The sequence below is a fragment of the Rhizobium sp. ERR 1071 genome (assembly GCF_007828675.1).
Classification (GTDB): Bacteria; Pseudomonadota; Alphaproteobacteria; order Rhizobiales; family Rhizobiaceae; genus Rhizobium; species Rhizobium dioscoreae.
Map to the genome: position 1 here is coordinate 688,291 of NZ_VITM01000002.1, position 14,147 is coordinate 702,437.

Consider the following 14,147-nt stretch of genomic DNA (forward strand, 5'->3'; position numbering starts at 1 on the left):
CATGGATACCCTGCAGACTCAAGACCGGCCAAGCGTGCTCGGTCACCCCGGCTATCGTTCATTCGCTGCGTCGCGTGTCTTTTCCTCGATAGGCTTTCAGTCTGTCACGGTCGCCATGGGCTGGATGATCTACGATCAGACCCATAGCGCTTTTTTCCTCGGCCTCGTCGGCTTCTGCCAGTTTCTGCCGATGGTCATCCTGACCTTCGTCGTCGGGCATGTCGCCGATCGGTTCGACCGCCGCCGCATCGGCCTTGCCTGCCAGATCATCGAGGCGCTGACCGCAATGGTTCTTGCCATAGCTGTCTGGTTTCATTGGATAGGACCTGCCGGTATTCTAGCCGCCGTTGCCATCATGGGTGCGGCGACGGCCTTCGAACGTCCGACCATGGCGGCGCTTTTGCCCAATATTGTGCCGTCGTCGCTGCTGCAGGTTGCCATCGCGACCTCCACCTCGATGATGCAGACCGCCTTTATCATCGGGCCGTCGCTCGGCGGTCTGCTTTATGGCGTCAGCCCCGTTGCGCCGTTTGCCGTTTCGGCTGCGCTGTATGTCATCGCCAGCATCAACGTTATCTCGATCCGGGTCGAACGCGAGCAGCCGTCGTCGCGCGAGCCGGTGACGCTGAGCTCCGTCTTTGCCGGCGTCTCCTTCATCAAGAGCCGGCCGGTCATGCTGGGGACGATCTCGCTCGATCTCTTCGCGGTGCTGCTTGGGGGCGCGACGGCGCTGCTGCCGATGTTTGCGCGGGATATTCTGCATGCCGGGCCATGGGGACTTGGCCTGCTGCGCGCCGCGCCGGCCATCGGTGCGCTCATTATGTCGATCTGGCTGGCACGCCGGCCGCTGCAGAGCGATGTCGGCAAGAAGATGCTGTTTGCCGTGCTCGTCTTTGGGGTCGCCACCATCGTCTTTTCGCTGTCGAGCAATATCATCCTTTCGGTCGCAGCGCTCTTCGTCGTCGGCGCTTCGGATACGGTCAGCGTCGTCGTGCGCAGCTCGCTCGTGCAGCTCCTGACGCCGGATGCCATGCGCGGCCGCGTCAATGCCGTGAATTCGCTTTTTATCGGCACCTCCAATCAGCTCGGTGAATTCGAGTCCGGCATGCTTGCCACTGCGCTTGGGCCTGTCCTCACCGGCATCGTCGGTGGCGTCGGGACCATTGTGGTGGTTGTGCTCTGGATGCGCCTCTTTCCGGACCTGACCAGAGTGAAGACGCTCAAAGGCTAGCGACGTCCATCATTGGATTGCTTTTCCGCAAGGTCGCTTAGCCCGATATCCCGCAATAGATGTTGGTTTGCCTGAGGTAGCATATCTCGCTTCCGGGCATTTTCCTTATACGATCGCCATTCCATGCCCCCTCGTCGGGTCAGGAGTTGGACGGCGCATACTCTCCAGCTTATAATATGAAGAATGTTCATATATCTACGACCTCGAAGTGCCTAGCCAATAGATAGATGCGCTTAGAATATAGTGATGTATAATGAATCCTCAGGCTGTAAAGCATGAGGAATTTTCATGGGAAAGAGGCCGCTGCCACCGCTGTCGGTACTCCAGACATTCTGTGCCATTGCCGAGACCGGCGGCTTCGGCCGAGCCGCGGAGCGTATAGGGCAGACACAGACCGCCGTCAGCCATCAGCTTGCACAGCTGGAAGGATGGATCGGCGGGCGCCTGTTCGACCGAGGCCGAAATGGGGCGCGGCTGACGCCGTTGGGTGCGCGCCTGCACGCCGCAATTTCAAGCGTGATCGTCGAGCTGGAAACCGCCTTGTACCAGGCGCGCGCAAGTATTTCGGTTCGCAGCGTCGCGATATCCGTCTCGCCGGAGTTTTCCAGCCAGTGGCTGGCGGCGCGGCTGCCGGATTTCTGCCAGCGCTATCCGGACATCGAGGTGAAGCTGGCCGTCGGCTACCAGCGCCCGGATTTTCAGCCTGATGGCACCGATCTTGCCGTCTGGCTCGGCCGTGCCGATGCCGGTCTTACGCATGAAGAACTGTTGACTGACGAGGAGTTCGTCGTCAGTTCGCCGGAACTGTCCAAACGACTGCCGCCGCGCTGGGCTATAAGGGCCGCTCCGCTTTTGCGTTACTCCGGCATGCGGCACACAATTCTGGATTGGCAGCGTTGGCACGAGCAAATTACCAGCGGGTTGGATGATGAGGCAAAACCGCATTTCGACATCGCTCGGGCGGTCGAGGAGGCTCTCCTGTTCGATTCTTTCGCCGAAATGCTGGAGGCCTGCCGGCGGGGCCGCGGCTTCGCCCTGGTGCGAAGCTCGCTGGTGGCACGCGACCTCGCCGAAAAAAAGCTAGTCAGATGCTTCGTCGAGGTGCAGCCGGCTGCTGTCAGCTATAGTCTGGTCTATCCGCCGAATGCCCTGGTGAATCCGGCTGCGGCCCTGTTTCGCAACTGGCTGCTCTCGCAAGCTCATTCGCCGGGCTAGCGGGTGATGGTCTGTTAATCGCGCAGCCGAATGAGGCCGGCCTCAGTGGGAACAAAACCGAGCCCTCGATAAAAGCCGGTGAGATGCGGTTCGAAATCGACATGCAGCCATTCCGCGCCACGTTCGCCGGCCAGGGTTTTCGCCCGCTCGACCAGAGCGCTTGCGATACCTCTTCGCCGAAATTCCGGATCGACGCAGGTGTCGAGAATGAAGGCATGAATGCCGCCATCCCACGCGACATTGACGAAGCCCACCAGTCTTGCAGCCGCGAATGCGCCTACATGCGCGAGGTTTCTGGCGAGAATGGGCTGGAAATCCCGAGGGGAGGAGCTGCCCCATGCGGTTGCCCATAGGGCATTGAGCACCTCATTTTTGAGCTTGGGATCATTCTGGTATTCTATCGTCATAGGCGTCCCTCCGCGGGATCGTTCAGCGAATTCGCGGCCGTTTCCGACCAACCGGCAGGCGTGCGAAAAATATCTGCCGCCAATGTCGGATCTGATTGCCGTCAACCGTCTTTCAAAGGTGAACATAGAACAGAGGAGGCAGAAATGTCCTATGTCGATGGCTTCATCCTTGCCGTGCCGAAAGACAAGATTGAAGCATACAAGGCGCAGGCGGGCAGGGCCGGCGATGTCTGGCGGGAGCATGGCGCGCTCAGCTATGTCGAGGCCATAGGCGACGACGTACCGTATGGCGAACTTACTTCTTTCCCGCGTGCCGTGCAGGCGAAGGAAGACGAGGTCGTTGTGTTCTCATGGATCACCTACGAATCGCGAGAGAGCCGCGACACAGTATTGGCGAAGGTCATGGCCGACCCGCGTTTGAAGGATGACATGCAAAACATGCCCTTTGACGGCAAACGCCTGATCTATGATGGTTTCAACATCATCATCTCGCTATAGGCTCAACGCGGTGGCCGGGCTTGACATTCCGGCCACTCGCCCGACCTGATGCGGATCGCTATCGCCATGCCCGGAGGATGCCATGCCGCAAACAGTGATCACGCTTTCGACTCATGGCCAGGGGCTCTATGAATTTACCGATCAGGTGGCGGAATTCGTCCGCACCGCTGCAGGCGGCGGTGAGGGGCTTCTGACCGTCTTCGTCCGCCACACCTCCTGTTCCCTCCTGATCCAGGAAAATGCCGATCCCGATGTGAAGACCGATCTCAAGGCCTTCTTCAGCCGGCTCGTGCCGCCATCCTCGGATCCTTCGATGCGCTGGATCGTGCACACGATGGAGGGGCCGGACGATATGCCGGCGCATATCAAAGCCGCACTGATGCAGGTCTCGATCGGCATTCCGGTGACGCACGGTCGGCTGGCGCTCGGCACCTGGCAGGGCATCTACCTTTTCGAGCATCGCGACCGGCCGCATCGGCGCGAAATCGTGCTGCATTTTTCCGCCTGAGCCGCGCTCCTTATTGCGTCAATAGATTGTTAACCGTCGTGAATACAATCTGAACGGCCAATTCGTGTTCGGTTCAGCTTGGCTGACCTAACGTGGCCCCAATCCCGAGGCATTGCCGATGGCGAGGCCAATAATGGGATTGCAACGATCCGCAGCAAGGATTTGAAGGAGAAACACCATGACCAATCTTTTCGCCAAGGCAGGTATTGCAGCTCTCATCGCGCTCGGCGCCATGTCCGCAACGGTCGTCACGGCCTCCGCCAACGACTTCCATCCCGGTATTCAGCAGGCTCGCTATGACCACCCGCGCGGTCGCATGTGCTCGCCGCGCCTCGCCGTCGAGAAAGCACGGGACATGGGTCTGCGCCGCGCCCGCATCGACAATGTCACGCCGCGCCGCGTCGTTGTTGAAGGTTTCGGCCGCCGTGGTCCGGATCGGGTTGTCTTCGCCAACGCACCGGGTTGCCCGCTGATCCGTCGCTAATCGCAGCGCTCTCAAGTTTTCCACATCTATTCGATGGATTCGAAGTCGCCTCCGAAGGGGAGGCGGCTTTATTTTTTATGTTGTGCTATTATCGGCCATCTGGTTTCCCTTTAGCGTTCAATGTAGCTGAATAATGGATGAATGGCTGATTCTGAGCTCATTCAGCATAGCGCCGTTACCTCTTGGGCACTCGCTCAGCAAATATTGCAGGCGTGAGAAAGAAGCCCTCTGCTTCATGGAGAATATAATGAAACAAATGCTGGCAAAATTGGGAGTCGCCGCCTGCGTCGCAGTGACCGCCCTGTCGGGCACGGCGGATTTTGCCTCCGCACAGGGTGTGGATATCTATGTCAATCCGGGCCGTCATCGCCCGCCACCGCCGGATTATGACCGTCCGCCGCCGCCGCGTTTTGACCGCCGTGGCTGCGATCCTCGCCAGGCCGTGGACGTTGCCCGCAGCTATGGCCTGCGTCGCGCCCGTGTCGTGGATGTGACGCCGCGTCGCGTCGTCGTCGACGGTTTCGGCCGCCGCGGTCCGGATACGATGATGTTTGCCAATGTTCGCGGCTGCCCGCTCCTGGGCCGCTGACAAGCAAAACGGGCGCACGAGGCGCCCGTTTTCACTCTCTAACCTTTTCGCCTTTTTGGCGGGGGCCGCGGAACCGCCCTTTGCTCGCTCCGATCGGATCTGAGCGAAGGGCGGTTTTGTTTTGATTACTGCTGGATCGCGTAGGTGATGCTCACCGATGCGTTGTATTCGTTTTCTCCGGTGGCGACGGGAACTGCCTTGTCCATCGGAGCCGCCGCGGCCATGCTGCGCATATAGGGCTGCGGCGGGGCTGCAATGTCGCCTTCGTGGATCGCGATAACGCGGCCGAGCTTGACACCGGCGGCATCCGTCAAGGTCTTTGCTTTGGCGGCAGCGTCGGCGACTGCCTTCTTGCGGGCCTCTTCGATCGTGGCGTCGGGCTTGTCGTTGGTGAACTGGATATCGCCGCCCTGATTGATGCCGAGCTTGACCGCCTGGTCGAGCAGCCCGCCGAGCTTGGAGAGATCGCGCACGCGAACGGTCAAGCCGTTCGTCACCTGATAGCCGTTCAGAACCGGCGGCTGGTTGTGGCCGTCCTTGTCGTTCGGATAGGTATATTGCGGCTGAATGGAAAAGCCGGAGGTCTGCAGATCACGCTCTGCAATGCCGCTTTCCTTCAGCGTTGCCAGCACGGCGCCCATGGCCTTGTTGTTCTGATCGAGTGCATCCTGGGCCGCCTTGGCCTGCTGAACGACTGCGAGCGTTACGACAGCCATATCCGGCGCGACGGAAGCATGTCCCTCACCGGTGACGGTGATGACAGCCTCGCGCGGCTTGGCATCTTCGGCAAAGGCTGCAGCCGCAGGCACGAAGAAAGTGGCGCTGACAAGAGCGGCAAGAGCAAAATCTCTGGTTTTCGTCAGAAGCATGATTCGTTCCTTGGTTGATGATCCCTCGAGATCCGCTTTTGCGGATTGATTGTGAAGGTATTACGGCAGTCCCTTGTCGGAAAACAGAAATTGGGTTAGAGCCAAGTCGTCTTCGGGGAACCATTGCTCCGGAGTCGCGAGCGCGGAGTCTCAATCTTGCGCTGGGCCTGTAGCTCAATGGTTAGAGCCGGCGGCTCATAACCGCTTGGTTGGGGGTTCGAGTCCCTCCGGGCCCACCATTTGTTCCAGCTTGCAAAACTACGATGATCTCTCCGATGCGACTGTCCAAGCGATGCAAGATCGCTTCAACAACCTGTCAACACTATTCCGGCTAGTCCCTGGTCGCGTTAGGTCTTCCCCGCTTCCGTGCCTGCGGCGGTTGCCAATAGACTGCCGAATCCGGAGCCGCATCTCTTCTGAAGGCTCGGTTCTCCTACGCTACGTCGAAGCCCGCGTGGAACACAACCGTCCCTTTTGGGGTTGGTCCCTTGAACATGATCCGCTGAAAATACTCGACCGGTACGTCAGCGTAATGAAGGGTTCCGTCGCTCGTGAAGCCGAAACGGCTGTAGTAGCGGGGATTACCCAGAACCACGCAGCCATTGGCGCCGCGCTCTCTCAGCTGCGCCAGTCCGTTTTCAATCAGAGCCTTTCCGATGCCTTTGCCCTGTCGGTCGGGGCGGACGGATACCGGGCCAAGGCCGAACCACTCTTCGGCTCCGGATTCGATTGTCACGGGCGAGAAGGCCACGTGACCGACGATCTCATCGTTCTCCACGGCGACGAGGGAAAGGGTCAGCGCACCGGCCGTTCGCAGCGCATCGATGATTGCCGCCTCGGTGCCGGAACTATAGTTCTTTCCTTCAAAGGCAGCAGAGGTGATTGCATGAATAGTGTCGATATCTTTGGCTTCTTCTGCGCGAATGTGGGTCAACGATATTGCCATTCAAACCCCCGACTTTTTCAGACCTTCGCGATATGGATCCCTGTGTCGTTGCTCTTTGCTCGGGATGAGTGACGGCCATCTATCCACATCGAAATCGGGATTGGCCTCGCGCACGCGTTGTGCGAGCGTGCGCGCCTCGTCCTGATGTCTCAGCATCGCCAAGCTTGCCGCGGCGAGCCTGTCTGCGAGGCTGGGATCGATCATTCGGCTGATATAGTCGAGCGCACCGACGAGATATTGATGGTCGGCGACGGGGTTGTCCTCAAAATAGGCACGCGCCGTCTCGTGCCGCTCGACTTCCGCGGCGGCGGCGAGCACGATCTGCCTTGAGATTTCGCGCTTATTGCGCGCAAGATCAAGCGTGCCGAAATTGAAGCGCTCTGCCCACAGGATCTCGCTACCCGGCAGGGAGACGAGTTGTGTGAGGAGCGAAAGGTCGTCATCCGGCCCGCTCAATCGGGTTTCCAGGACATAGTTGATGTCATATCGCTCGAAAAGCGCGCCTTTATCCTCGGCTTGGCGGCCGATCTGGATAGCGGAGTAGGGGGCAACCACTCGCAGGCTGTGCAAGGCGCAAAAGCCGAGAGTGATGTCTTCTATGAGCGAGGAGGCGATCATGGTCGCGATACCATCGGAGCCGTCGTTGTCTGGCGGCAGCAAGGCGAGGCGAGGGATGGGCAAGACAGGCTGCGTGGCAGTATCCTGTTCGGATATGGCCGGCGAATGCGCCGGAGCAACTGGTGTCGGAGAGCGGGGCGATGCCGCCAGGGTTGCCAGCCAAGGCGAGACAAGATCCTTGCTACGCGCGAATATGCGCTTTAGCTGGTCGACGCCGCCTTCGGCGTCAAACGCCTTCAGCAATATACGGCGTGTGGTCTCGTCTTGCGGTTCGGCTTCAAAAAGAAGGAGGGCGGCCTCCTTGATAAGCGCGATATCGCCGGACGACGCGATTGAAGTCGTCACCGCAGCATCCAGCGCTTCCTTTAACATGGCGAGGTGTCGCCTTCTTTCGCTCTCTCGCCAATCGATGAACGCTCGGGTTTGGCAGTTGGCTCTTTCCAGGAATTTTAACTGCGAGCGCTCCATCAAGGTGCGGAGATGCTCGGCTGGATTCCCAGTGGTGCTTACCCGCGTCAAGACAATATCGCTCGTGAACGAGCCATTTGCGATGTGAATGTCGGTATCATCAAAGGTCAGAAGTTCGACGTTCAAGTCCCATTGCCGGCTCTTGATACGGGAAACGAGCTTGCGAAGGTTTGTCAGCGAATTCGCCAAGTCACCTTCACCCCAAAGAAATCGCGCCATGTTTGTTCTGCTGACGGACTTGCTGTCACTCGCGAGCAAATAGGCAATAATCAGAAGCGCCTTCTTCGGAAACGCTATTTGGTGTTCGTCGCTATCCAGAAGAGCGATTTCACCAAAAGTTCTGAGTAAAAATTTCATCGCGCCTTCTATATTGTCTCAGATATATAATGGCCGTCGTCCTTCGGCGACCCGACCGGATAAACGCCGAAACGACAGTGGAGTCGCTTATATATTTCTGATGCAAGGCATGAATATTTGCAAATTAACTATTCTATTGCCTCTATTTTGAAAGTTATTGTTGCACAAAAGCTTGGTTTTCGGCTCCATTTCCGTGGAGCGCCGTAAGGCCGTTTCACATCGGGCCCGCGGAGAGACGCTTCAGCTCGGTTGAGCGATATCTTCCTCGGTGAGGGCTGGGCGATCGGAGAATGGATCGCTGCTGCAAGGCTCGGAGATTTGCGGATTTTCACGTGCTCGCTCGCGGCAGGACCGTTGAATACAGGCTTGCATTGTTGCCGCCGTGCTGTCCGTCATCGAGATCGTGCGCCATATACTTTGGTATAATGGCGGTGCACCATCGCCTGATTGACCGCTCTCGGTGGCTGTGACAATACGGCCATGTCTTCGCAACGCAATGCGAAGGCTAACGAAACCAACAGATCAAGAAACCAATGGACAGCTACCCTAGTCGCTGTCCGGTTGCGGCGTCATGCTGCACCCGGACGGTCATCGCAACAACCTGGACCGCTGCCGGCATTCGCCGGGCGAGCGTCGGTCGGGCCTAGCCTGTCCGGCTCGCCCTTCGGATCTGCCGTCAGGTGGGCCGAAGAGGTGAGCCATGAACAACATCGTTCTTTTCCGCGAACGCAGGTTCGCAGCCAAGTTTTCCGCCCCGAACACTTTCGCGATGTCGGCCGGCAGCCGTCCGGCTGAGCGCTCCGTGCCGCCGCAGCGTCCGCGCCTGATTGCCATCTGGCACATCAATTCCCTTACGGGAAAGCTCGAGTGCTTCTGGACGACAGAAGGCGAGCCGGTCCTCGACGAGGATGGCAGCCGTCACGCGGCCTACGTCTCCTTTCTTAAACAAGCGCACCGGTGGCGTCGCGAATGCGGCGCCATACCGACCGCGCCCTGGCCGATGACATCCTGTTTCAAAGGGTTATGACATGGTTTTTCTTGCAAACGACCGACGCGAGCGTAGCGCCGTTGCTGCGTTGGCCGGTTCGCGTATTCTGCCGAATGGCTATGATCTCGCCGCATTCGCCTTCATTGCCGCTGCCGCCTATCTCACACTTCACGGTGTAGCCGAGATGCGCGCACCGTTGGCGAGCCTGTCCACGGCACCGCTGTCGCTCGACCCGGCCTATCTGCCTGAATATGCGTTGCGGACGACCTTGCGGATGATGGCGGCAATCGTTGCCTCCCTCATCTTCACCTTCGTCGTCGCAACGCTAGCCGCAAAGAGCCGCCGCGCCGAGAAGATCATCATTCCGGCTCTCGACATTCTGCAATCCGTCCCAGTGCTCGGCTTTCTGACCTTCACCGTCACCTTCTTCATGGGACTTTTCCCCGGAAGCCAGCTTGGTGCGGAATGTGCTTCGATCTTTGCGATCTTTACCAGCCAGGCGTGGAACATGGCCTTCTCCTTTTATCAGTCGCTGCGGACGGTTCCGCGCGATCTCGATGAGGTCAGCCGCGGTTTCGGCCTGTCGAGCTGGCAGCGCTTCTGGCGGCTGGAGGCTCCCTTTGCTGCGCCTGGCCTCGTCTGGAACACGATGATGTCGATGTCCGGCGGCTGGTTCTTCGTGGTTGCTTCCGAAGCGATCACGGTCGGCGATACTACCGTGCAGCTTCCCGGGCTCGGCTCATGGCTGGCGGTTGCCATCGACAAGCAGGATTTCGCCGCCGTAAGCTGGGCTGTACTTGCCATGGCGGTCGTCATCCTTCTTTACGATCAGCTGCTTTTCCGCCCGATCGTCGCCTGGGCAGACAAGTTTCGCTTCGAGCAGACAGCCGGGCAGCAGAAGCCGCGCTCCTGGGTCTATTCGCTGATCCGCCGCACGCGTCTCCTGAAGTACGTGATCACACCTTTGGCCGCTGCATGGGGTAGGCTGATGCTCGTGCGGCTGCTGCCGACGTCGCGTACGGTTGCAAAAGAGCGAGGCGGGCAGCAAGCCGTCGGCTGGGCCATCGATATCGCCTGGTATGCGCTGATCGCCGTCGTCGGTGCCTGGAGTATCTGGGATGCGGTTTCCTATCTCAGCCAGACGCTCTCCTGGGGCGATGTCTGGATTGTTTTTGCCGGCGGGTTTGTAACGCTCGTTCGCGTTGTCGTTCTTATTGCGGTCGCCAGTGTCATCTGGGTTCCGATCGGAGTCTGGATCGGCCTGCGGCCCGCGGTTGCTGAGCGGGTTCAGCCTCTGGCACAGTTCCTGGCGGCGTTTCCGGCAAACGTGCTCTTTCCTGTGGCGGTCGTTGCGATCGTTGCGACGCGTGCTAGCCCGAACGTCTGGCTGTCGCCGCTGATGGTCCTCGGCACACAATGGTACATCCTGTTCAACGTGATCGCCGGCGCGAGTGCATTTCCTACCGATCTGCGGGAGGCATCCTCGGTCTATCGGCTGCGCTCATGGACATGGTGGCGGCGCGTGATGCTGCCGGGAATATTCCCTTACTACGTCACGGGAGCGCTGACGGCGTCCGGCGGTTCATGGAACGCCAGCATCGTCGCTGAACTAGCAAGCTGGGGCAACACGAAACTCGAAGCCTTCGGACTTGGATCATACATCGCGAAGGCGACAGAAGCAGGCGATTTTCCGCGGGTCATCCTCGGCATCGTTGTCATGTCGATCTTTGTGACACTCTTCAACAGAACGCTCTGGCGGCCGCTCTACGTTTTCGCCGAACGCCGCATGCGCCTCGATTAATTCAAGATCGGAGAACCGAATATGGAAAACGCTGTCATCTCCAGGAAGATCGATATTGTAAAGAATGCGCCGTTGGTTCTCGCCAAGCAGGTGTGCCAGGCCTACGACAAGGGAGCGTCCGGCTCGCTCGTCGTACTCGAAAATGTCGATCTTCAGCTCTATCCCAATGAAATCGTTGGATTGCTCGGCCGTTCCGGCTCCGGCAAGTCCACGCTGCTGCGTGCGATTGCCGGCCTGATCCGCCCGAGCAGAGGGGACATTACCTTCGAAGGCCGGCCGGTCGTCGGCCCCAACTCCGATGTTGCCGTGGTCTTCCAGAGCTTCGCGCTCTTTCCCTGGCTGACCGTGCTGCAAAACGTTGAGCTAGGTCTGGAAGCGCAAGGTGTTGCGTCGTCCGAGCGGCGCAAGCGAGCGCTCGCTGCCATCGATCTCATCGGCCTCGACGGTTTCGAAAGCGCCTATCCGAAGGAGCTGTCGGGCGGCATGCGCCAGCGTGTCGGTCTTGCGCGGGCACTCGTCGTCCGGCCAAAGGTTCTGCTGATGGACGAACCCTTTTCGGCGCTCGACGTGCTGACGGCGGAAACGCTTCGCACGGATCTGCTCGATCTGTGGTGCGAGGGTCGGATGCCGATCGAGTCGGTTCTGATGGTGACCCACAACATCGAAGAAGCGGTGCTGATGTGCGACCGCATCCTGATCTTCGGATCGAATCCCGGCCGTGTGATTGCGGAGATCCATGTCGATCTGCCGCAGCCGCGCAACCGTCTCGATCCTGCCTTCCGCATGCTGGTCGAAGACATTTATGCGCGGATGACGGTGAAGACCGGTGCACCGACGCGCGAGGGCCTTTTTCCCGGCACCGGCATTGCCATGGCTCTGCCGCGCGTGTCGACCAACCTTATGTCCGGTCTGATCGAAACGGTCGCCGCTGAGCCCTATCGAGGGCAGGCCGATCTGCCGCCGCTGGCCACCCATCTGCATCTCGGCATCGATGACCTCTTTCCGGTCGCGGAAACGCTTCAACTGCTGCGTTTTGCCGATCTGGAAGGGGGCGACATCAAGCTGACGGCGCCGGGCTTGCGCTTCTTCGATAGCGATGTCGACGAACGCAAGAAACTCTTCGAACAGCATCTGGCGACCTATGTGCCGCTGGCTGCACATATTCGCCGCGTGCTCGACGAGCGGCCGACCCACCGCGCGCCTGCCCGGCGCTTCCGCGATGAGCTGGAGGATTACATGTCCGAGGATTATGCCGACACCACCCTCAAGGCTGTTACGAACTGGGCCCGCTATGCGGAATATTTCGCCTATGACGAAAATGCCGATCTGTTCACGCTGGAAAACCCAAGTTGAAACCTTCAGCCGAAGCGAATGTGAAAGGGTTGCCGCCGGCTGAGGCGGTGGCCGGTCCCCTTATATTTCTGGATTTGATAGGCCGCCACGGCAGAGCTTAGCGCATGAGATCCGGCAGATCGCCGCTTTGGCGGTCTGAGGTCGCGCGGCCTGTCTGGCTGCGGGACGGATTGACGTGCGCAGAGACAACGAAGAACTCGGCCGTTTCCTGGAAGCGCTCAACAGGAACAAGCCAAATAGGCCGGGCAAGGAAAAGCGCCGCCTATCCCACATTTTCAAGCGCTTCGGCGGGCGGGTAGCACGGCTGAAGGATTTTATCGGTCTCCTATATATGATGGCGCTTCTCTGGGGTGCGCATTGGCTTATGCGGATGGCTACACGCTTGTTCTTCAATGGATTTTTGTCTGCCAGCAGGACGCGCACGCTTCTCCGCTGGGCAGCGGGTCTCAACAGGGCGAGCCTTGTCGTTCTTCGGCGCAGCCAGCGCCGGCGTCTCGTCAGCCGCTATGCCGGAAACGATAACAATGACCGCCGCGCTTGATCAGGCCGCCGTCTCCTCGAGTGCGGCACCGGTATCTGACGCTGTTTGCAACGGGCGAACATGTGCGGGCCCAAGCTCTCGTCAGCTGCGGGGAATGTCATGCGAGACGAAAGTCAAAGAGTGCGGCTGTTGTCTTGGCGCTTCGGGTCAGGCAGTTTGCAGCTTCCGCACGCAATGCTGCGGAAATGGTGATGCAGGGATGCAAGGGATGAGGCGCGAATTTCTGAAATACCTCTTCGAAATGCCCTTTCTTTGGCTCGGCATTATGATCCTCGCCGGTCTCATTTTCATCGGCGATACCATCACGGATCTGGAGATCGCCTTTGCCGTTCTTTATGTCTCGGTAATCTTGCTGGCGGTCTATTCCGGTCGACCCGGAGCTATCGCGATGGTCGGGATTGCATGTGCCGCCCTGACCGTCATCAGCTATTTTTTGACGAGCCATGGCGCCTCTCAGGCCGGCCTGATCAACAGTACGCTTAGTCTGGTCGCGATCGGTGCGACCACTTACCTGGCAATCAGGATCGAAATGCTCGATGCCAGGGCGAGGCAGGCACAATCGGAGCTCGCGCGCATGTCGCGTCTCATGATCGTCGGTGAGTTGGGTACGTCGATAGCCCATGAGGTCAGCCAGCCGATCACTGCAATTGCCGCCAACGGCAATGCCGCGCTTCGATGGCTTTCGGCAACACCCGCCAATCACGACGAAGCCCGCCGCGCCATCGAGCGAATTGTCGCGGATGCAGGGCGAGCAGGCGATGTTATTGGCCGTGTCCGTGGACTGGTGGCGCGCTCGTCGCCGTCTAGCGACACGATCGATCTGGTCGAAGCCATCAATGATGTGCTGGAACTCGTCCGCAGCGAAATCCGTCGGAATCAGATCCTGTTCCGTTCGGAATTGGCGGGCGATCTGCCGTTGATGGTTGGCGATCGTGTCCAGCTTCAACAGGTGATCCTCAATCTCGTCATGAATGCGATCGAAGCTCTGGCTGAGGTCGATGCGGGAACGCGCGAGTTGCTCGTCAGCGCCGCCGCGGATGAACGGAAGGTGACCATCAGCGTACGCGATACCGGTGGCGGCATGCCGGCCGAAATGCTCGACAGGATATTCGAAGCCTTCTACACGACGAAGCCGAAAGGCATGGGGATGGGGCTTGCTATCAGCCGGTCCATCATCGAGGCGCATGGCGGGGCTATCTATGCCGCGCCGAATTTTCCACGCGGAGCTGTCTTCGGTTTCACTTTGCCGGTCCGCGAAAAGGCGAAGGGGTAGG

Annotated in this window: 16 protein-coding genes and 1 tRNA gene; 13 read left to right on the forward strand and 4 right to left on the reverse strand. The window is 59.3% G+C overall.

The genetic code is table 11. From position 1 onward, the window contains the following. The first annotated feature begins 1 nt into the window (after position 1). Both FBZ99_RS08640 and FBZ99_RS08645 read left to right on the forward strand, forming a co-directional pair. A complete protein-coding gene (locus tag FBZ99_RS08640) occupies positions 2-1,231 on the forward strand; it encodes an MFS transporter (protein WP_113351887.1) in 1,230 nt (409 codons plus the stop codon). Positions 1,232-1,519: 288 nt separating this feature from the next. After that, complete coding sequence (locus FBZ99_RS08645) at positions 1,520-2,446, forward strand: LysR substrate-binding domain-containing protein (RefSeq protein WP_113351888.1); 927 nt, start codon at positions 1,520-1,522, stop codon at positions 2,444-2,446. Between the two features lie 14 nt (positions 2,447-2,460). Here FBZ99_RS08645 and FBZ99_RS08650 read toward each other — a convergent pair whose 3' ends face one another. Then, positions 2,461-2,853 (reverse strand): GNAT family N-acetyltransferase, encoded by a 393-nt coding sequence (locus FBZ99_RS08650; RefSeq protein ID WP_113352045.1) that lies wholly within the window; start codon positions 2,851-2,853, stop codon positions 2,461-2,463. A gap of 144 nt (positions 2,854-2,997) precedes the next feature. Between FBZ99_RS08650 and FBZ99_RS08655 the strand changes: the two genes are divergently transcribed. The 4 genes from FBZ99_RS08655 (at position 2,998) to FBZ99_RS08670 (ending at position 4,932) form a co-directional block, all read left to right on the forward strand. Continuing rightward, positions 2,998-3,351, forward strand: coding sequence for a DUF1428 domain-containing protein (locus FBZ99_RS08655; RefSeq protein ID WP_145632507.1), 354 nt, complete (start codon positions 2,998-3,000; stop codon positions 3,349-3,351). A gap of 82 nt (positions 3,352-3,433) precedes the next feature. After that, positions 3,434-3,859, forward strand: coding sequence for a secondary thiamine-phosphate synthase enzyme YjbQ (locus FBZ99_RS08660; protein WP_113351890.1), 426 nt, complete (start codon positions 3,434-3,436; stop codon positions 3,857-3,859). Between the two features lie 178 nt (positions 3,860-4,037). Continuing rightward, positions 4,038-4,343, forward strand: coding sequence for a hypothetical protein (locus FBZ99_RS08665; protein ID WP_069612602.1), 306 nt, complete (start codon positions 4,038-4,040; stop codon positions 4,341-4,343). A 247-nt stretch (positions 4,344-4,590) separates the two neighbouring features. Continuing rightward, positions 4,591-4,932 (forward strand): hypothetical protein, encoded by a 342-nt coding sequence (locus FBZ99_RS08670; RefSeq protein ID WP_095435347.1) that lies wholly within the window; start codon positions 4,591-4,593, stop codon positions 4,930-4,932. 125 nt (positions 4,933-5,057) lie between these two features. Here FBZ99_RS08670 and FBZ99_RS08675 read toward each other — a convergent pair whose 3' ends face one another. After that, positions 5,058-5,801, reverse strand: coding sequence for an SIMPL domain-containing protein (locus tag FBZ99_RS08675; protein ID WP_113351891.1), 744 nt, complete (start codon positions 5,799-5,801; stop codon positions 5,058-5,060). 163 nt (positions 5,802-5,964) lie between these two features. On the opposite strand from FBZ99_RS08675, the gene FBZ99_RS08680 reads away from it, so the two are divergent. Continuing rightward, positions 5,965-6,040, forward strand: a tRNA-Ile gene (locus FBZ99_RS08680). 194 nt (positions 6,041-6,234) lie between these two features. Here FBZ99_RS08680 and FBZ99_RS08685 read toward each other — a convergent pair. Next, positions 6,235-6,747 (reverse strand): GNAT family N-acetyltransferase, encoded by a 513-nt coding sequence (locus FBZ99_RS08685; RefSeq protein WP_145632510.1) that lies wholly within the window; start codon positions 6,745-6,747, stop codon positions 6,235-6,237. Beyond that, on the reverse strand, positions 6,748-7,710 hold the full coding sequence (locus FBZ99_RS08690) for a hypothetical protein (protein WP_145632539.1): 963 nt from the start codon (positions 7,708-7,710) through the stop codon (positions 6,748-6,750). 135 nt (positions 7,711-7,845) lie between these two features. On the opposite strand from FBZ99_RS08690, the gene FBZ99_RS08695 reads away from it, so the two are divergent. The 6 genes from FBZ99_RS08695 to FBZ99_RS08720 all read left to right on the forward strand — a co-directional run bounded on the left by FBZ99_RS08695 (position 7,846) and on the right by FBZ99_RS08720 (position 14,146). Continuing rightward, positions 7,846-8,181, forward strand: coding sequence for a hypothetical protein (locus FBZ99_RS08695; protein ID WP_145632542.1), 336 nt, complete (start codon positions 7,846-7,848; stop codon positions 8,179-8,181). Between the two features lie 709 nt (positions 8,182-8,890). Then, positions 8,891-9,217, forward strand: a complete 327-nt coding sequence (locus FBZ99_RS08700; RefSeq protein WP_145316617.1) for a hypothetical protein — start codon at positions 8,891-8,893, stop codon at positions 9,215-9,217. A gap of 1 nt (position 9,218) precedes the next feature. Then, positions 9,219-10,979, forward strand: a complete 1,761-nt coding sequence (locus FBZ99_RS08705) for an ABC transporter permease (RefSeq protein ID WP_145632545.1) — start codon at positions 9,219-9,221, stop codon at positions 10,977-10,979. Between the two features lie 21 nt (positions 10,980-11,000). Beyond that, entirely contained in the window at positions 11,001-12,332 is a 1,332-nt protein-coding gene (locus tag FBZ99_RS08710) for an ABC transporter ATP-binding protein (protein ID WP_145316621.1), read from the forward strand. Positions 12,333-12,507: 175 nt separating this feature from the next. After that, positions 12,508-12,873, forward strand: a complete 366-nt coding sequence (locus FBZ99_RS08715; protein WP_145632548.1) for a hypothetical protein — start codon at positions 12,508-12,510, stop codon at positions 12,871-12,873. Positions 12,874-13,081: 208 nt separating this feature from the next. Beyond that, positions 13,082-14,146: a sensor histidine kinase gene (locus FBZ99_RS08720; protein WP_145632551.1), complete on the forward strand. Its 1,065-nt coding sequence runs from the start codon at positions 13,082-13,084 to the stop codon at positions 14,144-14,146. Position 14,147: the final 1 nt, after the last annotated feature.